We start from the raw sequence: 20992 nt of genomic DNA, 5'->3' as shown, positions 1-20992 counted from the left end.
GCGCGCCGTGATCGCTCTGTCGGTCGAGATGCAGTTGGTTCAGGCCGAAGGGCCGGGTGTACGGCCAGGAGGTTGCTCTTCGCCCAGTGCAGTCACGCAGTTGCGCCCGATCGCCGCTTCCAATGCTTCCAGCGAAACCGGCTTGACCAAGTGAGCCTCGAATCCCGCCGCTCGGGACCGCTCGAAATCCTTCGCCTGGCCATAGCCGGTGAGCGCTACAAGGCGTAGCGCGTCTGCCGGAAAGGACTTTCGCAGCGCTTTTGCCAGGGCGTAACCGTCCATTTCAGGCAGGCCGATATCGAGTACGGCAACAGTCGGTCGAAACTGCGCGGCCATGCGCACCGCCTGAAGGGGCTCGCTAGTGGCGATGACCTCGTGGCCCCGATGGATCAGATAGTCGCGCACGCTTTCGAGCGCATCGAGGTTGTCGTCGACCACCAATATGCGAGCTGAAGGGTGGGCTGTAACAGCTGGGCGCTCGAGCGCAACAGGCGCTTCATCCGGCTGGCTGAGCAGCGGGAGCGTGACCGTGAAGGTTGAGCCACAGCCGATCCCGTCGCTGTGGGCCGTCACCGAGCCTTCGTGCAGTTCGACGAAGGTCTTCACCAAGGCCAGGCCAATGCCGAGGCCGCCTTTCGATCGATCGATCGTGGCGGTGCCCTGCTCGAAGATCTTGAACAGCTTCGGATAAAGCGCAGGGCTGATGCCCGAGCCATTGTCCTGAACGGTGACCTTGACCTGCCGGTCACTGGCCGCCATCTGGATATCGATCCTGCCGCCACGGTCGGTGTACTTCGCCGCGTTGGTAAGCAGGTTGGCAAATACCTGCATCAACCGGGTGGGGTCGCCGAACACCCATACCGGCCGTTCCGGCAGCGCGACTTGAAGTGCGTGGCCGCGTTCCTGAAAAAGCGTGCTGGCGGATTCGATGGCACGGGTCAGTAACCCGATCAAGTCCAGCGGCTCAGGCTTGAGCTCGACTTTGCCGCGCACGACGCGTGTCGCATCCAACAGATCATCGAGCAGGCTGGATAAATGTTTGGCCTGGCGTTCGATGATCAGATGCTCGCGGGGCAGCTCCTCGCCCTTGTTACGCAGCCGGAGCAGATCGATCACCGTAATGATGGGTGCCAGCGGATTGCGCAGCTCGTGTCCCAGCATCGCCAGGAACTCGTCCTTGGCACGGCTGGCCTGCTCGCGTTCGTAGTCGACACGGGCCGTCTGCACGCCGGTGGTGGCCAATGAGGCTGCCGCGCTCAGGAAAGCAAGGTGCGGCGCCTGGGGAAAATCAGCGCTGTCACATCCAAACCAGATATCTCCGCCAAAGGTGCCGTAGCCCATGCTCAGGCGCACCACTCGCATGGGCCCGAGCGGTGTCGACAGTTGGTGCGCGCGCCCATCGGGCAGGCGGGTCTGCTCCCACTCAGCCAGCATGGCTTCCCAGTCACGGCATTCACGCTCGCACAGGTATTCACCGTCGAGGCGCAGCACGTGGTATCGAGGCGAATCCGGCAACAGCTGTACGTTCGCCATGGCAAAACGCATCGGCACGATGCGTTCGGCGGCCTCCATGGTGATTTGCAGGATGGACGTGCCGTCGCGCCCGGCCCATAGCGCAGGAAGCGCGAGGAGGCCCATCAGATCACGGATGTTCCGCCCCTCATCTCCGCCATTCGGGCGATCCGATGCTCGCTCAAGCATGGGCTCAGCGAACGGCGAGGGAGGTTCAGTCAGCATGGGTAGCCGAACGTTTGGCTTCGCGGTTGCGCAGCTCCTGAAGCATTTCGGCGGCGGGCGTGTAGAACGGATTCTCCTGAACGACACCGTTGATCAACGTCAGCGGATGGGTGCGAAGCAGGTCCATCATCATCGAGCCGCTCAATTTGGCCGTGTCGTAAACGCAGATGGCTGGCTGGCGATTCTTCGAGAGCACATCGTTGACCTCCGCCTCGTAGGCGAGGATTTCCTGCGCGCCCGGTCGGTCGTCGAAGGCCCAATCCATGTTGCCCATGATTCGAACGCGAGAGTAGCCGGCCTCGGCAGCCGCCTCGCAGGTTGCGTTCAGGGTCACCAGCATGCGGTCCTTGTTGAACGCCCCATTGTCGTCCAGATAGGCGCCTTGCCAGGTTTGCAGCTCAAGCTGTCCGCAGGCTTCGCAGCCGTGGGCGTCGATGCCACCTTGAATCAACCTTTCACGGTGATCGTCCATGTTTGCCGGGTTGAGGATGTGGATGGTCTTTTCGCCCTGATCCAGTGCTTCCTTGAAGAAAGGGATCAGCACGTCGTACTCCTGTTCGCGACTGTCGAAGAACGCGCAAACGTGGAAATGCTCGATGGGCGTTCCAGCGAGGGAAAGCTCGTTCATGAATGGCTCCGGATGTGGGTCTGAGGGTTGCGATCGTGAAATCAATCGGGGCGTTGAAACCGCCGCTCCGGCGGCGTGCCGGGTATCGCTAGGCACCGTAATTCGTGTGCGATTAACGTTTCACTGCAGATTCATCGGCGCCGAATACCAAGCACTTGCTGCTTCATTGCGCACCCCTGTACTGTGCGCCGCCGGTGACCAACCCGAGCCGCCATCGCTATGGTCGAGCGTACCGCCATGCCACTTCGCTGCATTCTAGCCCAGGTTTCGTTGTTTTTAAGTGTGTTGGGCGCAATCCCCGCATGGGCGCAAACCGTATGCTCGACCGGTCAGCAGCCGATCTGTCTCGGCAGCTGCGTATGCGTGCCTGTTTCTCCACAGAACTACGAGGCGTTGTCCGAGCGGGTGCAATGGCTGGCCGCCGCCGGGCTCGAGACCTGGATCCGCCAGTCCCGCGATCAGCTGGCGCTGCTGGAAAGCCAGCCCATTCCGCTGCATATCCGCTCGCAGCTGGAGCCTTATTTCGATATCGAGGTGCTGGAGACGGCGCGTTACCGGGTCGGCGACGACAATGTGCTGACGGCGGCCAACACGCTGCTGCGCAACCCCGACATTGTCGCGGTGACGCTGATCGACATCATCGTCTTCCGCAACGAGGCCGATGCCCTGGACAACGTTGCCCTCTGGGCGCACGAGCTCAAGCATGTCGAGCAATACCTGGAATGGGGCGTAGGCGAATTTGCGCGGCGCTATACCCGCGATTACAGCAGCGTCGAACGGCCGGGTTATGCCATGGAGCTGCAGCTCGAGCGCGAAGCGGCCTTGCGCGAAACCGGCGGAAGCACAGCGTCGCGCCATTCGGCCGAATGACCTAGATCGAGGGATCGGCCAAGGGCAGCTCCGGTCACAACCTTATCGCCATAAGGAGACTGCCATGCCTGTTACCGTGTCCAAGCTCCAGGGCAACGATATCCCCGAGGAGATGCGTGGGCCCGAGGTCGAGGTGGTATTCCGCGTCACTGACCATGAGGGCAAGGTGAAATACCTGCTGGACGATGTCGAAGCCGCACAGAGCGTCGTGCGGGCCAGCGATGAACATCAGGCAGCGAAAGGGTGACCGCTGCGTCAGCTGAACGGCCGCGCAGGGCCTGACAATCCGACAGCTCGTTTTCGGCTGACCGATGCCCTCTCGCCGCGGTGACTCAACCGGCGCTGCCTTGAGTCGCTTGGGTGTTTTCATCAGCCCAACCCAGCAGCAGCTCGGGCGCCATGGGTCGGGCAATGTAATAACCCTGTCCCTCCTCACAGCCCCACTGGGCTACCAGATCGAAGACCGCCTGGGTTTCGATCCCTTCGGCCACGACACGCAGTTCGAGGCGCTTGGCCAAATCGATGATGGTTCGCACCAGCCGACAGTCTTTCTCGTCGTCGCCCAGGTTACGGATGAAGGATTGATCGAGCTTGACCGTCGACGCGGGCAGGTCGCGCAGATAGGTCCAGTTGCTGTAGCCGGTGCCGAAGTCATCGATGGCCACCTCCACGCCCAGTGAGCGCAGGCGCAGCAGCTGGCGACTGACTTCGCCCGGGTTACGCATCAGGGCGCTTTCGGTAAATTCCACCTCCAGACTCGCCGGGTCGACACGTTGATCGTTCAGCAACTCAATGATGCGGTCGACAAAGGCCGGACTATCCAGATCCGACGCCGACACGTTGATGGCGACCTTGAACCTGCCCCCCTGGCGCTGCCAGGTTGCCGCCTGCATGACGGCCTTCTCGGCGACCCACAGGCTCAGCTCGCGGATCAGCGCGGTCTTCTCGGCCAGCGGAATGAATTCAGCCGGGCCGATGGCGCCGAGCGTCGGATGATCCCAGCGCAGCAGCGCCTCGACTGAAGTGCAGTGCCCATCCATCAGGCTGATACGCGGCTGATAGACCAGCCGCAGCTGTCCGTCGCTGTGCAACGCCTCGGCGAGACCGCTGAGCAAGGTGAAGGCACGCTGCTGCACCGCATCGAGTCGGGATTCGTAAGGCGACCAGCCGATGCCACGATCACGCGCGTCGTCCGCCGAGGTGATCGCCAGGCGCAGCCAGTCCTGCTCCAGCACGCCACTGTGCAGCGGCAGCACGCCGAGACCGACCTGGGTCTTGATCGGAATCGAATTGCACTGCACCGGGGCGTCGAACGCCGCGATGATCCGGTCATAGAGCTGGATCAGCTCCTCCTGCGGCCCGTCGGGAATCAGAAAAGCAAAACGACTCGGGCTGATGCAATACAGCCCGCACCGATCTGGAAGCTGCGCTTGCAGGGTCTGTTTCATGCGCAGCATCAGCGCTTGGGCAAAGCTGTGACCGAGCACCTTGATGATGTCGTTCAACAGCATCGGCCCGATACCCGTGGATGCATCGATGAAGTTGGTGTTGCGCAGTGTCAGGATGCGCGCCATCGTCAGTTTGGCGAAATGGCCAAGCATCGACAGTTCCTGCGGAGTCATTGCCCGTCGCGGCTGGGTGTCGATGATGCACAGGCTGCCCAGGCCCAGCCCTTCCGGCGTGATCAGTGGCATGCCCGCATAAAAACGAATGCCTGGCTCGCCCGTGACCAGCGGGTTGTTCTGGAAGCGCACATCCTGGGTGGCATCGAGCACCTGGAGCGGCTCGTTGGCGAGGATTGCATAGGCGCAGAAGGAGTCGTGCCGCGGCGTCTCCTGCGTCAGCAGCCCGATCCGGGCTGTGAACCACTGGCGCTGTTCGTCGACGATCGAGATCAACGCAATCGGCGCCTGGAAATACTCCGCCACCATCGCCACGATGTGCTCGAACACCTCGTCGGGCGCCGTGTCCAGCCGGCACAGCTGCGTCACCTGCAGCTGTCGCTGCGCTTCATTTATCGGGGTTGGAGCACCAGCCATACGATCAACTGCCTGGAAATTCGAATGGGTCCGAGCCGTCGGCGCGGCGTCCGGTATGGGTTGCAACGGATATCTGGACGTCATGCCCGAATGGTCAGCACAACGGGGCCTCTTGCCGGCATATCGACCGGCTCGTTTGTTCCTTGATGAGGTGCCGACGGGAGGTGCAGATGGGTGGGGCATGAGCATCCTCATAGCGGATACACACCAGCATGCCTTGTAGGCTTCTCGCTTATCTGTCGCTCTGGAACGCCTTCGACGCAACGCTTTCCAACCTTCACCCCACTGGTGACTTCAGCTCTGTGCGGTTCATAACCGCCGAAAACCCAGCAGTACGAAGCCGCCTCAGGTGGCGGTTGCAAAGGACGATGGCCGGACATGCCCGATACGATGAATGAGGTGCCTGCTTTTCTCTCCGGTGGAGGGGAAATGGGCGCGTTGATGCGAAACCATGACTGGGCGACCACGCCGTTCGGCCCGGTCGAGTGTTGGCCACAATGCTTGCGCTCCATGGTCGGCGCCTGTCTGAATTCCCCGCTGCTGGGAACGGTGCTCTGGGGGCCAGAGCTGCGAATGCTCTATAACGATGCTTACGTCGCCTCAATGGCTGATCGCCACCCTGCCGCGATAGGGCGGCCGGTAGCAGAGGTATGGGGTGACGTCTGGGACCTGGTGGCGGCCCCGTTTGAACATGCGATGCGCACGGGGGAAGGCTTCGCACAGGACCGGGTCGAGCTGCCAATGGTGCGCAACGGCCAGTCAGAGATCACCTATTGGAACATCAGCGCGACACCGATCTTCGGTGAAGATGGCCGGATTCTTGGCCTGCTGAATCAGGGTATCGAGATCACCGGTCAGGTGGTCGCCGAACAGCAGCGCCTGGTCGCCAAGCAGCAGTTGCGTGACATGAACGAGCAGTTGGCTCACGAGGTTGCCATCCGCACGGAAGAACGCAACCTGATGTGGGACACCTCGCCCGACTTGATGGTGGTGATCAACTTCGAAGGGGTATTCCAGCGTGTGAACCCGGCCTGGACAACCCTGCTCGGCTACCAGCCCGAAGAACTGATCGGGCATCACGTCAACGAATTCATCACCGACGAAGACCACCTGAGTACGGTTGATGCCTACCTGGCTACAGCCGGTGGCGAGCAGGTGCGGATCGTCAATCGCTACCGACACAAGAACGGGGCTGAACACTGGATTTCATGGGTCGCCGCCCCGGCGGGTGACAAGACCTACGCCACCGGCCGGGACATCACCGAAGAGAAAGCGCGTCAGGCACAACTCGAGTCGACCCACGAGCAGCTGCGCCAGGCACAAAAGATGGAAGCAGTCGGCCAGCTTACCGGCGGGCTGGCGCACGACTTCAACAACCTGCTCGCCGGCATCTCGGTCAGCCTGGAAATGATCGAGGCCCGCATTCGGCAGGACCGCACCGGCGAGGTCTCGAAATACCTGCTGGTCGCGCAGGGTGCGACCAAGCGGGCCGCAGCGCTGACCCATCGCTTGCTGGCCTTTTCCCGTCGTCAGACACTGGCCCCCAAAGCCATCAATGCCGGACGGCTGGTCAGCGGCATGCTCGACATGGTCCAGCGCACCGTGGGGCCGAACATCGTCGTAGAGAGTTACTGCACCGCTGATTTGTGGACGGCTCGGGTCGACCCGTCACAGCTGGAAAATGCCCTGCTCAACCTGTGCCTCAATGCCCGCGACGCGATGCCTGAGGGCGGTCGCATCACGGTCGAAACCGGCAACCGCGTGTTCGATGCCGAGAGTGCCCGGCAGCAGGATATTCCCGAGGGCGAATACCTGGCCATCCGCGTCAGCGACAGCGGCACCGGCATGTCGTCCGAGGTGCTGACCAAAGCCTTCGAGCCCTTCTTCACCACTAAGCCGATGGGGGAAGGAACGGGCCTCGGCCTGTCGATGATCTATGGATTTACGCAGCAGTCCGGTGGTCAGGTGCGTATCCGTTCTCAGCTTGGTATCGGCACCACCGTCAGCCTCTACTTGCCGCGATACATCGGCACGGTGGAACGCGATAACGGCCCGCTCGGTTTGGCGCCCGTGCTGTCCGCCCAGCGAGGCGAAACGGTGCTGGTCGTCGATGACGAACCGACGGTGCGGCTGCTGATCACCGATCTACTGGCGGATCTCGGCTATCGCGCCATCGTCGTTGCCGACGGGGTTGCGGCACTCGAAGTGCTGCAATCCGGCGTGCACCTTGATCTGCTGCTGACCGATGTCGGCCTGCCCGGCGGCATGAACGGTCTGCAGCTCGCCAATGCCGGTCAGCTCGCTCGTCCCGATCTGCGCGTGCTGTTCATCACCGGTTATGCCGAGAACGCACTGTTCCACAACGGCCTGCTGGAGCCTGGAATGTCGGTGCTCAGCAAACCGTTTTCGGTTAACAGCCTGGCCGAGCGGATGCGCGAGCTGATCGGACAGCCGCCTGCGCTTCACGGCTGAACTCCTACCCTTTTACTGGGGCTTTCGTCGGCTTCCCGGTTTATTGCCGGAACCATCCGCCTGCTAATCCCCTCTGCTGAATACCCGGTGAGAAACCACCGAACCGAGACGAGACGCCGTGTTAAGGCGTCTCTATCAGCACAAAGAGGGCAAACACATGGCTGACGAACAACGTATCCGCGAACGTGCCCACGAAATCTGGGAAGCCAAGGGCCGTCCCGAAGGCCAGCAAGACGAGCACTGGGCACAAGCCCGCGACGAGATGGAACCGTTCTACAAGGAAGGTGATGCCACCGCTGGCAGCATCGAAAGCAGTGTCGCGATACCCATGCCCAAGCCGGAAGGCGAACGCTGATTCTGACCATTTCGAAGCCCGGCGATACCCGGTTACTAATGGATACAGCGCCTCGCTAGGCGTGGCGCTGCTTTGGGCTAACCACGTGCAGCAGCGAGGCGTTGTATCCGGCGCTCATAGCCTCTATTCGTCGAACCAATTAGCGGACCTACCGTCCTGATGAACCGAACCCTAGACCTGAAGGCAATCTTCGAAGCCTTGCCAAACCTCAACCTGATTCTCTCCGCTGATCCGGAGTTCATCATGTTGGCGGCCAGCGATGCTCGGCTGCAGGCAACCAACTCGACTCGCGAAGCCTGCATTGGTCGGTCGATTTTCGAGGTGTTTGGCAACAACCCGGACGAAACGGCGGCATCTGGTGCAGGTGCATTACGCGCCTCGCTGGAACGTGTGCTGGAAACGCGGGCGCCCGACCGTATGGCGATCACCAAATACGACATCCCGCGACCAGCCACTGAGGGTGGCGGATTCGAGGTGCGCTACTGGAGCCCCATCAACGTGCCGGTGCTGAACGAGCGGAGAGAAGTCATCTGCATCATCCATCAAACGCAGGACGTCACCGAACAAGTGATGGGCCGGGATGCCCCGCCCCGGGGGCATTCTGATGAGCGATTCCGCGCCGCGCTGCTAGCGTCCGGCACCGGAACCTTCAATTGGTATCTCCAGGATGACAGCCTCTACGTTGACCATGCACTGGAGCAGATATTCGGTTTAGGTATGGAGCGAAAGCTCGATACCTTTGAACGTCTCATTGAGCTCGTCCATCCAGCGGATCGATCACGTGTTCGTTTCGCCTTCGGGCGATACGGTCAGGCTCAGGATCTCACGGTTGAATTCCGTCTGGCGCGGCCTGGCGAGGAGCAATGGTTGGCGTGTAAAGCCCGTGTCTTCCGCGACGCCAGTGGCAGTCTTTCGTACGTGGCCGGTGCCTGCACTGACATCAGTGCGCGCAAGCGCGCCGAAGAAGCCCTGCGCGTCAGCGAGAACAGGCTGCGCCAACTCAACGAAACCCTTGAAGCGCGTGTGGCCGCGGAAGTCAGCGAGCGCAGCCGGACCGAACAGGCGCTGCGCCAGGCGCAGAAGATGGAAGCCGTCGGCCAGCTCACTGGCGGTATCGCTCACGACTTCAACAACCTGCTGACCGGCATCATCGGCAGCCTGGATCTCATGCAGCGACGTTTCCGCCGTGGAGAAGTCGCGGACGTGGAGCGCTACATCAATGCGGCGGCGACCTCTGCTCAGCGTGCGTCGGCACTGACGCAACGGCTGCTGGCCTTCTCTCGCCAGCAGGCCCTCGACCTCAAGCCGGTCGACGTCAACCACCTGGTCGCCTCGCTGGAAGATCTGCTCCATCGCACCACCGGCGAGAACATTGCGGTCATCACCCAGCTCAGTGCGGGGCTGCCGCCCGCCTGCATGGACGTGAACCAGCTTGAAAACGCCGTGATCAACCTGGTGATCAACGCGCGCGATGCCATGCCGCACGGTGGCCGAATCACCATCTCCACGGCCAACTTTCAGCTGGGCAGCGAGCCAGATCCCGCTCGGCGCGGGCTGACTGAGGGCGAGTATGTACTGCTGACCGTCAGCGACACCGGCGTCGGCATGACCCCGGACGTCATCGAGCGCGCCTTTGAGCCCTTCTTCACCACCAAGCCCATCGGCAAGGGCACCGGGCTTGGGCTTTCGATGATCTATGGCTACATCAAACAGGCCAAGGGCTACATCCACATCGAGTCCAAGCCTGAAAGCGGCACCCGCGTGCACCTTTACCTGCCTGTTCATCATGGCGAAGCCAGCGCTGTGGAAGTGGCGCAAGAGCGCACCCTACAAGGCACTGGCGAGACAATTCTAGTGGTCGAAGACGAACCCGTGGTCCGCTCGTTGGTGGTCGAAGTGCTCAACGACCTGGGCTACGAGACGCTGGAAGCCGGCGAAGCCTCCGAAGCGCTGTTGATCACCGAAAGCTCGCAGCGGATCGATCTGATGGTCTCGGACGTCGGCCTGCCCGGCATGAACGGCCGGCAACTGGCCGAAATCGTGCGCCAGCAACGCCCCGGCCTGAAAGTGCTCTTCGCCACCGGCTACGCCGAAAGCTTCGCCGCCAATGACATCCTCGGGCCGGACATGGCCGTGATGGCCAAGCCGTTCGCCATCGATGCGTTCGCGCAAAAGGTCGGAGAGATGTTGGGTTCGTAGGCCTGTTGACGGCCGCTCTGCCGAGGCGCTGCCCAACGCTGACTCCGGGCCGCTCAGCGCCCTGCCCTTGCCAAACGCCACCGCGTTGCGGTTCTGGCAAGCCCGCAGATCAACCTGACCTATCAGGGTTGGCTCTGCGACTCGCGGGAACTACCGTGTACCAGCGAGCCACTTCAATCAACGCGGCCATCAGCCGCCTTTGAAAGGAAAATCTATGAGTGCCGAAACCATGCGTCATATCGATCACCGCCCCGGCGGCGGCCCCGAATGCCTGCGAATGACCGAAGGCCCGGTGCCCGAACCCGGCCCGCACGACGTGCTGGTCCGGGTGGCCTACGCCGGCATCAACCGGCCCGATGTGTTTCAGCGCTCTGGCAGCTACCCGCCGCCACCGGACGCCTCGCCGCTGCTCGGCCTGGAAATCTCCGGCGAGATCGTCGCGCTCGGCGCTGAAGTCAGCGGCTGGAAAGTCGGCGATCAGGTCTGCGCGCTGACCCCCGGCGGCGGCTACGCCGAATATTGCGTGGCCCCGGCCGAACACTGCCTGCCAGTGCCCGCCGGGCTGTCATTGCTGGAAGCGGCGGCGCTGCCGGAAACCTACTTCACCGTCTGGAGCAACGTGTTCGAGCGCGGTGCCCTGCAACCCGGCGAAGCCTTCCTCGTGCACGGCGGCTCCAGCGGCATCGGCCTGACCGCCATCCAGCTCGCCAAGCAGTTCGGCGCCACTGTGTACACGACGGTTGGCAGCAGCGAAAAAGCGGATGCCTGCCGGCGTGCCGGTGCGGACCGGGTGATCAACTACCACGAAGAAGACTTCGTCGAGGTGCTCAAGCAGGCCACCGACGGCAGCGGCGTCAACGTCATTCTCGACATGGTGGGCGGCGACTACATCCCCCGCAACATCAAATCCCTCGCTGTGGAAGGCCGCCTGGTGCAGATCGCCTTCCTCAAAGGCAGCCGCGTCGAACTCGACACCGCGCCGATCATGCGCAAGCGCCTCACCTTCACCGGCTCCACCCTGCGCCCCCGCAGCCGTGCGGAAAAAGCCGACATCGCCAAGGCGCTGCAGGACAAGGTCTGGCCACTGCTCGACCAGGGCCTATGCCGCCCCGTCATCCACGCCACCTTCCCCCTTGCCGAAGCCGCCGAAGCGCACCGGCTGATGGAAAGCAGCAAGCACATCGGGAAGATTATGTTGGAGGTTGGGCGGTAGCCCTCCCGTTCAGACCGGTTCGGCACTCGCACCGCTAAAGTCGAGCGCCTTCCGGTCGCCTCATAAGCCAACCCTACAAAAAGTAGTGATTAAGCCTTTTGGACGCTTTACCGAATATGGTGCTGTGGGTAACTTGAGCAGCGCAGCAGGATTTGCGCACAGGATTACGGTGCCCTCCGTGGGCTAAGCCTAATGGCCTGCACAACAGGGTCCATTGCGCTAACGTTCGTTTAGCTTGTGACTTCGTTAGGCATGGTCGTCGCTTCTGAATTTCGTCCATTACTAAGGTTAAGAATATGTCGGTTTCTTTTGATGGAACATTAGTGATCGGGGTATCGTCTAGAGCTTTATTTGACCTTGAAAAAGAAAATGAAATATTCCAGTCCGGGTCAATTGACGATTATCGAAGATTTCAGAGAGAGAACGAGAAAGTTATTCTAGAAAAGGGCGCCGCTTATTACTTGGTAGAGGCGCTCCTCAAGCTAAATAAATATGCTGACAGTCAGCGGCTTGTAGAAGTTATAGTCATGTCGAAAAATAGTCCTGACACAGGACTGCGAATTCATAACAGCATTAAGCATTACAGTTTGGATATTACTCGATCCGCTTTTTCCGGCGGTGAGCCTCTTTCTCCTTTTCTCGAAGCTTTTAATGTGGATCTGCTGCTGACTAAACATAAAGAAGATGTTCAAGCAGCGATTGATATGGATCAATGCGCAGCGGCAGAGATCTATAATCCGCCCAGTGACTACTTGCCTGATGAAGAAAAAATTAGGTTTGCCTTCGACGCAGATGCGGTGATCTTTTCCGAGGAATCGGAGTTCATTTACAAAACTAGTGGGATAGATGAGTTTCAACGAAATGAGGTCGACAACGAAGACGTTGAGCTAAAGGACGGTCCCTTTGCTAAATTAATAAGAGTGCTTTCGACTATTCATCAGCGGATAGGATCGGACAAATCGCCCATAAAATTATCGATCGTGACCGCTCGAAACAGCCCTGCACACGTAAGGGTTATCAAAACACTGCGCAAATGGGATGTGTATGTGGATCAAGCGTTTTTCCTAGGTGGCTTGCCGAAAGATAAAATATTGAAAGCTCTTAGGCCGCATATCTTTTTTGATGACCAGCGGACCCATGTTGAGCCTGCGTCAAGAGTGGTTCCTTCAAGCCAAGTACCGTATAAGACCGCTTCGCCTTTAAAGCGTTTTTTGGATGACCAGGCAAGCCTGGAGCTATCACCGGTCAGTCAATAGGTGACGATTGTATGTCTTGTGAGTTTATTAGATGATCAATGAAATACCCGATAGCGTTAGGGCAGCCTGGAAGTATATATGTCAATTACGTTCACAAGCTGAAAGGAATAGAGCTAGCCTGGTGCTCGGCGCTGGCATCAGTGTTGATTTGAACCTTCCTAATTGGGAAATTTTAATTGAGCGGATCAAAACGGTTGTAGGTAATAGGGTGACTCAAGCCAATCATATAAATGATCCACCAGGGAAGGCGGCGCTGATTCTTTTTGAAATGTTTTGCTCTTACCGCAAGGAAGAAATCCAGAGAATTCCAGAGTACTCGAATTCTTTTCTGGTCGAAAAAAAGTTACTGTCCGAATGGAGGGAAATGATACATGCCGAACTGTATGCTGATGTACAAAACGATAGGAGAGGTCTTGTAGATACGCATCCGTATTTTAAAGAAATTATAAAGTTTGTTCAAAAGTCAGAAATCACGGTCAATTATAACTTTGACGATTTCATTGAGTTTGGTCTTTCGCAAGATGACTTAAATCCAACGAAACATGAACGCCCCTACCAAACTGTTTGGTCCCACCAAGCTCAATTTACAAAAGATCGAAGTGTAATTTATCATCCTAATGGCTTTCTTCCCTTTGATAGCAAAAAGTTCCAAAGCGAAAATATAGTTTTTTCTGACGGTTCGTTTGCAGATCAGCTACTTGAGGGCATGGCTGGTAATTTTTCTACCTTACTACATGTGTTAACTAAAAAAACGAGTGTTTTGATTGGGCATTCGCTTACTGACTCGACACTGCTTCATTTGCTTCGCAAAGCTGCAAGCATTAGCCCAGGAAACTATAATTACTTTATACAGTTTTCAAAGGCTAAGCTAGATGATGGAACCGAGTCGGCTATATTTGAGGCTAACTTTAACAACTATAATTTAATAACTCTTTTCTTTGATAGTAGCGATATTAAGAGCTTTTTAAGCTGTTTAACAATGTCGGAAGTTGACTTTCTTGAAATGTCAGATTTTCTCGGGCTTAAAACCAAATATATATATTATTTGGTTGGTGCCGTTGGTATAGGTAAATCGACAGCTCTTAGTCAATTTGGCAGTTTGACTACGCTTGATGAATGGTTCGACGAGCGTCCAACAGAGATGGCATTTGCGCCCGATTTATTAGGCGAAGAGAGCGCCGCGGCTATCGAAAACTGGACTAATGAACAATTCCGGAAAAAGAACAATTACCTGCACAGAAAGGACGTTGGAGTTATTTTGGTTGACCGGTCCCCCCTTGATCCGCTTTCCTTCGTTGAAGAAAGTGACAGAAGTAAACGTGCGCGCTCAATGATTGAGTATGGGATACGCCCCGGCATGTCAACAATGAAGGTGGTGCCAGGAGTCGTCCTTGTTATGAATGGCGAACCTAATGAGATTTGGTGCAGATTAATTACAAAGCGTAAGGAAGATAGCTGGCCGCCTCTCAAAATTGAAAAATTGCAGAATAGAAGTAACAATATTTACAGCTCGCTCCATCCTGAGTTTATTTACGCAACGCAGCGGCGGGAGGTTGAAGTAATTCGTGATTTAGCGAAAGTGATTTTTTCGAAAACTTACTCGCCTGCAGATCTAGATACAAGGCTCTGCGAGATAGCCAATGAAAATTAAGAAAGCTATCTATCTTGCCGCGCCTTTATTTAATGATATGGAGCTTGAATATAACTTAAAGCTAAAATCACGACTTGATGTTTTTTTTGATGTATTTCTTCCACAGCAAGACGGACTTCTTTTAAGGAGTATGGTCGACAGCGGCGTATCTATAGACACGGCTGAACGTCTCGTGTTTGACGCTGACATCCAAGCTATTAGAGACGCAGATATTGTGCTAGCTGTTCTAAACGGTGCTCACTTAGACGAGGGAGTCGCCTTCGAACTTGGCTTTGGCTTTGCTATTGGCAAGCGTTGCATTGGGCTAAAGAGTGACGTGAGGCAATGCTTACCGACCGGTAGCAATCCAATGATCAGTCAGGGGTGCGAACGTATATTTAACATTGAGGATGATTTGGTTAGATGGCTTACGGTTAACTATACGAAGCAGGGAGTTATACGTTAGCTAAGTCAAATTGACGATGGTTGGTTGGGTCCAGCAAAATGAGAAAAGGGGACAGATTTATTTATTCGGCCCTTTCCCGTCCGCTAACTTCGTTATCTGTTTTAACCGCTGAAAAAATTACCGCGAAAATCCAATGACTCATCGCTGCCCCGTCCAGCGGTAGCCCGGACCTGGCGCGTGGAAAAGGCTCCGCCGTTTTCCACCCTACGTGATGCCGAGGCCCGGCGGAGCAGGCGAGGGTGGTGGCGTAGGGTGGACAACGCTTCGCTTGTCCACGCGCAACTGCCTGATGGTGACGCCAGGGTAAAAGGACCGATTTTTCTCCTGCCGTTATTTGTCGGGTCGTCTATGTCTTACATTCGCGGCCCGCTCGCTTTATCACAAGGTGACATGACATGAACCACTCCTTTTCTGTCCTCCCCCAAAGCTTTGTGATTGCACAGTTAGAGCGGGATGCTGCCCTGCCGAACGCGGTTTTGGCGTCACCAGGCTTTATGTCGATCACCCGGACGGATGATGAGCTTTCGATTGTCTGCGCTGAGGGTGTCGCAACCGGTTTAGCCCGAGTGGACAGCGGTTGGCGCGTGATCAAGGTGCAGGGTCCGTTCGCCTTTGATCAGACGGGTGTCCTGGCCGCCTTCCTTGTCCCGCTCGCGGCTGCCGCTATCGGCATTTTCGCGGTGAGCACGTTCGATACCGACTACATACTGGTCAAATCGATGAATCTCGAAAATGCCGTGCAGGTTTTGAAAGACGCGGGTCACCGCCTCTTGGGCTGATAACTCGCAGCAGGGAAAAGCGAACGGTTATTTACCTTTCAGTTACTTAGCTTCATAACACCCTGTCACTTTCTTCGACGTAGCCGCTCAATCCCACAAGGCGTGAACCCATGCAGCTAACGACACTGCTCATCCCAACCTACACCCAAATGCTCAAAACCCTCTCCGGCTGGCTAAAGAAGGCGCAGGCCCAGCTACCGGAAGCAGAGGCACAAGCACTGTTATCGGCACGTTTGGCGCCCGACATGTATCCGCTGTCGACTCAGGTTCGCTTTGCCTGTGTGCAGGCGCGAGAAGCCGTGTGCCGTCTGAGAGGAGAGGCGTTCCCGCCTACTATCAACGAGCTGCTGAACGAGGGACGTCAGGCTGTCAAACAACCCGGGTCGCTCGCAGAGGCTTATGTCCGGATTGATGAGACGGTGGCGTTGCTAAACAGCCTCGCAGCCGATGCGCTGGATGCGAAGGCAGATATGCCCATAGCCCACGAACTTCCAAACGGGATGGTTTTCGACTTGACCGTGGAGCAATACGCCCGTGACTGGACGTTGGGTCAGTTCTATTTCCACGTCATGACCGCGTATTCGATATTGCGTAACCAGGGGATCAATCTCGGCAAGGCCGATTACGTGGCGCACATGCTGCCCCATCTGCGTCCGGAAACGATTCCAAAGGGCTAGCGGCGGAGAAAGGGGACAGGTCTATTGCTCGGTCCCCTCCGCTTGCGGGTTCCCTCAATCAAATCCAGACATCATTCAAAGCCGTCCGCTCATTCGTTTCTTCGCCGGTGTTCAAAACACCCCTCGGCTCGATCAGCAGCAGCTTCACCTCCTTTGGCGCATGGGGCTTGTGTTCGATTCCCTTCTTCACCACGTACATCTCGCCGGCGCGCACGGTCACCTCGCCGTCTCGAAAATAGATGACCAGCTCGCCCTCCAGCACGATGAAGGTTTCGTCGGTATCGGAATGGGTATGCCAGATGAACTCGCCCTCCAGCCGAGCGAGTTTGAACTGGTAGTCGTTCATTTCGGCGACGACCTTTTGCGTCCACTGGTCATGGAACAGCGCAAATTTGTCGGCGAAGTTGATGGCTAGATAAGGGGAGGGCGTTGGGTGCGTGGTCATACGTGGCTCACTGTTCGTTACGGTTGAGCCGTACGTTAACGGCGCTCCAGCGCGCGGTATTGCATGATCGTGCAAGCCCGGCACGCAGCGGCTAACGGCTTGTCAGCATCCTTAACCAGCGTGCCGGCGATATACCGAAGGCTTGGGTGAACAGGCGGGTCATGTGGCTCTGATCGAAGAAACCGCTCTCCAGCGCCGCATCGATTAGCGGCTGGCCTGCGAGTAGCCTATAACGCGCCTCGGTGAGGCGCCGCTGGGTGATGTAGCGATAGGGGCTGGTGCCATACAACGCACGGAAGTCGCGTGACAGGCTCCAGCGGTCGCGCCCACTGGCCTGCACCAGATCATCCAGCGTGATGCTCTGGTCTAGCGCGTCATGGATAAAAGTACGGGCCCGCTCGGCCGCCACGTAATCAACGGCTTTACGGCCGCGGGGCTTGCCGCCGGCAACTCTGAGCGCCTGCGCCAGATCGTAAATGGCGTCGTCCTCTTCGAGCGGGTCGAGCGCCGTGTCCAGGCTGTGAAGCAGGCGAGTGGTGGCAGCTAGCAGCCGAGGGTCGTGGGACAAGCCGCCTGCTATGAAGGGCAACGGCTCACCGCCCAGTACGTCCTGAATCAAGGACGGTTCGATATAGAGGATCCGGTAGCGAAAGCCCGCATCGGTGCCTGCCTCGCCATCATGGATCTCGTCCGGGTGCAGCACGATGGTGCCGCCGGGCAGGCTATGCCGCATCGATTGCCGATAGTGAAAGCTCTGCACGCCCGCCAGCGTACGGCCGATGGCGTAGGTGTCGTGCCGGTGGGGCGTATAGCCGTGCCCGCGAAAATAGGCCTCGATGCGCTCCATCTTGGTCGATGGCGCGGCGCGCTCAAGCCAGTCGCCTTCAGTGCTGAGTCTGTTCATCGGTCGGCGATATGAGAATGCAAGGCTGAAGCATAACCGGCGAATAGGGCGTGCAGGCATGCGCATCTATGGCAACCCGCATACGTCCCTTGGATTACCCCTTATTCCTCCGGAGGCTCAAACAGCGCCTCGATGCTCGACTCGAACAGCCGGGCAATCTTGAAGGCCAACGGCAGGCTGGGGTCGTATCGGCCGGTCTCGATGGCGTTGATCGTTTGTCGCGAGACGCCCAGCTTTGCGCCTAGGTCCGCCTGAGACCAGCCGCGCTCAGTGCGCCGCTCGCGCACATGGTTGATCACCGGTAGCGCCTCCAGGCGAAGAAGCTGCCCACTGCCCAGAGGGGCCCCATCAGGCTCCAGACCATGAACATCGACAGACGCGGAAAGCCCGCGGTCTCCAGAAAGCCGTAGCTGAAGGTGACCAACGCCGTGCCGACGAATGCGACTGCCAAGCCCTCCAGATGGATTTTCCGGGCCAGCTCGTCGAGGTGCCGAATGTGTCGGATGACCACCGTGGCTACGGCGATCATCGGTAATACCGGAAGCAGCGCCGAGGCGATGCGCAGGGCGCCATCCTGAACTTGGGCAAGGAGGAGGGAGCTGGCTATCACGGCGCCTGCGTAGACGGCCATTGCAAGCCAGAACTGAACTAGAAATCGCTTTTTGCCCATGGCGCATGAACCCTGAATGGAAAGTACGCTTTACATTAGGGCTGGCTAGCAGGGGAGTCAAGGTAACTTTACATCCGATAGGGCTTGGCATCATCCGCAAGAGGTTGGTCGACGGTCATGGGATCAATCGAACTCATGCTCGCAATCGTACGAGCGCTCTCGACGGCTCCATGCGCTTGCAATGATGCGTCCTGGCCCCGGCGCGTGGAAAAGGCTCCGCCGTTTTCCACCCTACGCGGCGCCCGGGCTTCGGCGGAGCAGACGGGTGGAGTGGCGTAGGGTGGACAACGCTTTGCTTGTCCACGCGGGATCCATCGCCCACCGCTGCATGCGCTGTACAAGCGCTTAGCGAAAACAGCAGGCTACGCGTGCTCTGGCCACTCAAGCCCTAGAAAAGCGCTGAGCTCCGCCTTCTTGGCCATGGCATCCTGGTAACCCAGTTCGATCAGCTCGCTGCAGTAGCCGGGTTCGAACAACAGGTAACTCAACAGCCCACCACCGCCTTCTCGCGTGCCGCCGGGGCCGCGCAGGAACAGTCTCAGGGCCGCAGGCAGCTCTCGCCGATGGCGGGCAGCGATCTTGTCCAGCGGCTGGCTTGGGGAAATCACCAGCACTTCGACGGGCGTCAGGCCGTAGGCGCGTTTGCGCAGTTCGATAGGCACCAGTCGCCCCAGCAGATTGAGGCGCTCCAGCAGCTCGATATCATTTTCGACGTTGTCGATGAAGGTGCTGGCAAGCATGTGCCCGGACATTTGCGCCAGGCTCGGGATGGCGCCAGCCGGCCTCGGTGTTGGAGTCGTCTCGGCCTGGTTACCCTCCGGATTGCCGCTCACCCCGACCACCAGCACCCGCGTGGCGCCCAGGTGCAAGGCGGGGCTGATCGGTGCGGTCTGGCGTACCGCGCCATCACCAAAATACTCGCGGTTGATCTTGACCGGCTCAAAGATCAGCGGAATGGCAGAGCTGGCCAGCAAATGGGGAATAGCCAGGCGGGTCGGTACACCCACCCGACGATGGCGGAACCATGGGTCGATGGCTGCACGCCCCTGGTAGAAGGTCACCGCCTGGGCCGACTCGTAGCCGAACGCCGTCACTGCTACCGCACGCAATTGCCGATGGCGTATCGCCGCGGCGATGCCGGAAAAATCCAGCTCGCGCTCGAGCAGCCTGGCCAACGGCGAGCTGTCGAGCAGAGCAACGGGCACCTGCTTGCCGAAACCGAGCACGCTGTGGCCGAGGAAGCGGCTGGCCTGGTGCAATACGCCCGGCCAATCACTGCGGTACACCTGTTCAGTATGAAAACTGCCCCAAATAGTGCTCAGCCGCCGCACCGCCTCGCGAAAATGCAGCGCGCCGCACGCCAGGCTGACGGCATTGATCGCGCCCGCCGAGGTGCCGACGATTACCGGGAACGGATTGCCTGAGGAGTCGGGCAGCAGATCGGCAATCGCCGACAGCACGCCAACCTGATACGCCGCTCGCGCGCCACCGCCCGAGAGGATGAGCCCCGTGGTGCCTGGGTTGGTTGCAGTGTCCTCGGTCATCAATGATTCCAGTTCGGGGTTTTCGGTAGAGCTAGGGCTCGCACATGACAACGCAGAACAGATTACTGAAAAAGGGGGGCAGTCACCCGCCGGCGAAGGCAGTAAACGTAGGGTGGGCTTTAGCCCACCGGAGGGGTGGGGTTTGACGGTGGGCTGAAGCCCACCCTACAAGTACGTGCGTGGCTGACCAAGATTTGTGAACCTGAACTGAATAGCCCAGCCATTCCCACTCACCCGGTGCGCTTCGAACCGTTCCGCATGCTTGCCGTATCATGCCCGCCCCGTAGCCGCTTCTGACCTCCACCCCATGACCACCCTCGAACTCATCGCCTCCGCCCTCGGCGTGCTCGCCGTCTGGCTTACCGTGCGGCAGAACCCGCTGTGCTGGCCCATCGGGTTGGTGATGGTGTCGCTCTATGCCTGGTTCTTTTTCGAGGTGCGGTTGTATTCGCAGGTGCTGCTCAACGGGGTGTTTGCGGCCATGCAGGTTTACGGGTGGTGGCAGTGGACGCGGGGCAGCGGCAGTGAAGGCGGTCGGCCGGTGGTGGGCGCGACGGCCCTGGAGGTAGGCGTTGGGCTTGTTGTCGCGGTGCTGGGGAGTGTCGGGCTGGGTGTGCTGATGGCGACCGCTACCGAAGCGGCATATCCCTGGCCAGATGCAACGCTCACGGCCTTTAGCCTAGTGGCGCAGCTGTGGATGGCGCTTAAGCGCTGGCAATGCTGGGTGCTGTGGATCGTGGTGGACACGCTCTATGTGGCCTTCTTTGTCTTTCAGGAATACTGGCTCACCGCAGGGCTGTATGGGTTGTTCACGTTGCTGGCGGTGATGGGCCTGCGCGAATGGCGGCAGGCGAGGGCGGCGGTTCATGAACACGCGGCGCCCGCAGACAGTTAACGATGTAGGGTGGGCTTTTAGCCCACCGGAACGGTGTTGGGCCGAGGGTGGTGGGCTGAAGCCCACCCTACGGATAAAAGCCAGCGGCCCCGGTGTCGTAGACCTGATGAACAGGCCCAACTAGTCCCAGCCTGGCTGGCGCACTTTAAGCTCTTCTTGCACGCGTAAATTGGCAGGCCTGTCTACTTTCGGCACGAGGCTCATTTCCGACCA

The 20992-nt window shown here is 58.7% G+C and carries 20 protein-coding genes; 12 read left to right on the top strand and 8 right to left on the bottom strand.

The window, feature by feature from the left end; genetic code table 11:
- Positions 1 to 39 precede the first annotated feature (39 nt).
- Together ACQKEK_RS18560 and ACQKEK_RS18555 are read right to left on the bottom strand one after the other, a co-directional pair.
- Positions 40 to 1737, bottom strand: a complete 1698-nt coding sequence (locus ACQKEK_RS18560) for a hybrid sensor histidine kinase/response regulator (protein WP_499143997.1) — start codon at positions 1735 to 1737, stop codon at positions 40 to 42.
- Entirely contained in the window at positions 1727 to 2365 is a 639-nt protein-coding gene (locus tag ACQKEK_RS18555) for an MEDS domain-containing protein (RefSeq protein WP_499143998.1), read from the bottom strand. Before ACQKEK_RS18555 ends, ACQKEK_RS18560 begins: the two co-directional genes overlap by 11 nt.
- A 237-nt stretch (positions 2366 to 2602) precedes the next feature.
- Between ACQKEK_RS18555 and ACQKEK_RS18550 the strand changes: the two genes are divergently transcribed.
- Both ACQKEK_RS18550 and ACQKEK_RS18545 read left to right on the top strand, forming a co-directional pair.
- Entirely contained in the window at positions 2603 to 3235 is a 633-nt protein-coding gene (locus ACQKEK_RS18550) for an eCIS core domain-containing protein (RefSeq protein ID WP_499143999.1), read from the top strand.
- 64 nt (positions 3236 to 3299) lie between these two features.
- The gene (locus ACQKEK_RS18545) at positions 3300 to 3482 is read left to right on the top strand and encodes a hypothetical protein (RefSeq protein WP_499144000.1); all 183 of its coding nucleotides are present in this window, start codon (positions 3300 to 3302) and stop codon (positions 3480 to 3482) included.
- Between the two features lie 85 nt (positions 3483 to 3567).
- Here the strand turns inward: ACQKEK_RS18545 and ACQKEK_RS18540 are convergent, their stop codons facing one another.
- Positions 3568 to 5274, bottom strand: coding sequence for a sensor domain-containing phosphodiesterase (locus ACQKEK_RS18540; RefSeq protein WP_499144001.1), 1707 nt, complete (start codon positions 5272 to 5274; stop codon positions 3568 to 3570).
- Positions 5275 to 5652: 378 nt separating this feature from the next.
- Here ACQKEK_RS18540 and ACQKEK_RS18535 point away from each other — a divergent pair, with 378 nt between their 5' ends.
- From ACQKEK_RS18535 to ACQKEK_RS18495, 9 genes are all read left to right on the top strand, one after another.
- The gene (locus ACQKEK_RS18535; RefSeq protein ID WP_499144002.1) at positions 5653 to 7746 is read left to right on the top strand and encodes a hybrid sensor histidine kinase/response regulator; all 2094 of its coding nucleotides are present in this window, start codon (positions 5653 to 5655) and stop codon (positions 7744 to 7746) included.
- Positions 7747 to 7903: 157 nt separating this feature from the next.
- The gene (locus tag ACQKEK_RS18530; protein ID WP_128119787.1) at positions 7904 to 8101 is read left to right on the top strand and encodes a DUF2934 domain-containing protein; all 198 of its coding nucleotides are present in this window, start codon (positions 7904 to 7906) and stop codon (positions 8099 to 8101) included.
- 159 nt (positions 8102 to 8260) lie between these two features.
- Positions 8261 to 10300, top strand: a complete 2040-nt coding sequence (locus ACQKEK_RS18525; protein ID WP_499144003.1) for an ATP-binding protein — start codon at positions 8261 to 8263, stop codon at positions 10298 to 10300.
- Between the two features lie 214 nt (positions 10301 to 10514).
- On the top strand, positions 10515 to 11513 hold the full coding sequence (locus ACQKEK_RS18520; RefSeq protein WP_499144004.1) for an NAD(P)H-quinone oxidoreductase: 999 nt from the start codon (positions 10515 to 10517) through the stop codon (positions 11511 to 11513).
- Between the two features lie 296 nt (positions 11514 to 11809).
- A complete protein-coding gene (locus ACQKEK_RS18515) occupies positions 11810 to 12769 on the top strand; it encodes a 5'-nucleotidase (RefSeq protein WP_148925746.1) in 960 nt (319 codons plus the stop codon).
- A 31-nt stretch (positions 12770 to 12800) separates the two neighbouring features.
- Entirely contained in the window at positions 12801 to 14420 is a 1620-nt protein-coding gene (locus ACQKEK_RS18510) for an SIR2 family protein (RefSeq protein ID WP_499144005.1), read from the top strand.
- Positions 14410 to 14865, top strand: coding sequence for a nucleoside 2-deoxyribosyltransferase (locus tag ACQKEK_RS18505; protein WP_499144006.1), 456 nt, complete (start codon positions 14410 to 14412; stop codon positions 14863 to 14865). The genes ACQKEK_RS18510 and ACQKEK_RS18505 overlap by 11 nt, the downstream gene beginning before the upstream one ends.
- Positions 14866 to 15260: 395 nt before the next feature.
- Complete coding sequence (locus ACQKEK_RS18500) at positions 15261 to 15644, top strand: ACT domain-containing protein (protein WP_499144007.1); 384 nt, start codon at positions 15261 to 15263, stop codon at positions 15642 to 15644.
- Positions 15645 to 15754: 110 nt separating this feature from the next.
- A complete protein-coding gene (locus ACQKEK_RS18495; RefSeq protein WP_499144008.1) occupies positions 15755 to 16321 on the top strand; it encodes a DUF1993 domain-containing protein in 567 nt (188 codons plus the stop codon).
- 58 nt (positions 16322 to 16379) lie between these two features.
- On the opposite strand, the gene ACQKEK_RS18490 is transcribed toward ACQKEK_RS18495, so the two are convergent.
- From ACQKEK_RS18490 to ACQKEK_RS18470, 5 genes are all read right to left on the bottom strand, one after another.
- On the bottom strand, positions 16380 to 16766 hold the full coding sequence (locus ACQKEK_RS18490; RefSeq protein ID WP_499144009.1) for a cupin domain-containing protein: 387 nt from the start codon (positions 16764 to 16766) through the stop codon (positions 16380 to 16382).
- Positions 16767 to 16857: 91 nt separating this feature from the next.
- Positions 16858 to 17670 (bottom strand): AraC family transcriptional regulator, encoded by an 813-nt coding sequence (locus tag ACQKEK_RS18485; protein ID WP_499144010.1) that lies wholly within the window; start codon positions 17668 to 17670, stop codon positions 16858 to 16860.
- Between the two features lie 101 nt (positions 17671 to 17771).
- The gene (locus tag ACQKEK_RS18480) at positions 17772 to 17969 is read right to left on the bottom strand and encodes a helix-turn-helix transcriptional regulator (protein ID WP_499144011.1); all 198 of its coding nucleotides are present in this window, start codon (positions 17967 to 17969) and stop codon (positions 17772 to 17774) included.
- Positions 17966 to 18340 (bottom strand): hypothetical protein, encoded by a 375-nt coding sequence (locus ACQKEK_RS18475; RefSeq protein WP_499144012.1) that lies wholly within the window; start codon positions 18338 to 18340, stop codon positions 17966 to 17968. Before ACQKEK_RS18475 ends, ACQKEK_RS18480 begins: the two co-directional genes overlap by 4 nt.
- A gap of 362 nt (positions 18341 to 18702) precedes the next feature.
- The gene (locus ACQKEK_RS18470) at positions 18703 to 19884 is read right to left on the bottom strand and encodes a patatin-like phospholipase family protein (RefSeq protein ID WP_499144013.1); all 1182 of its coding nucleotides are present in this window, start codon (positions 19882 to 19884) and stop codon (positions 18703 to 18705) included.
- 307 nt (positions 19885 to 20191) lie between these two features.
- Here ACQKEK_RS18470 and pnuC point away from each other — a divergent pair, with 307 nt between their 5' ends.
- Positions 20192 to 20779 carry a nicotinamide riboside transporter PnuC gene (pnuC, locus tag ACQKEK_RS18465; protein WP_499144014.1) on the top strand — a complete coding sequence of 196 codons (588 nt, stop codon included), beginning with the start codon at positions 20192 to 20194 and terminating at the stop codon, positions 20777 to 20779.
- The last annotated feature ends 213 nt before the right edge of the window (positions 20780 to 20992 follow it).

This window comes from Pseudomonas sp. NPDC077408, assembly GCF_050269105.1.
Classification (GTDB): Bacteria; Pseudomonadota; Gammaproteobacteria; order Pseudomonadales; family Pseudomonadaceae; genus Stutzerimonas.
This window is presented reverse-complemented; position numbering and strand designations above follow the sequence as displayed.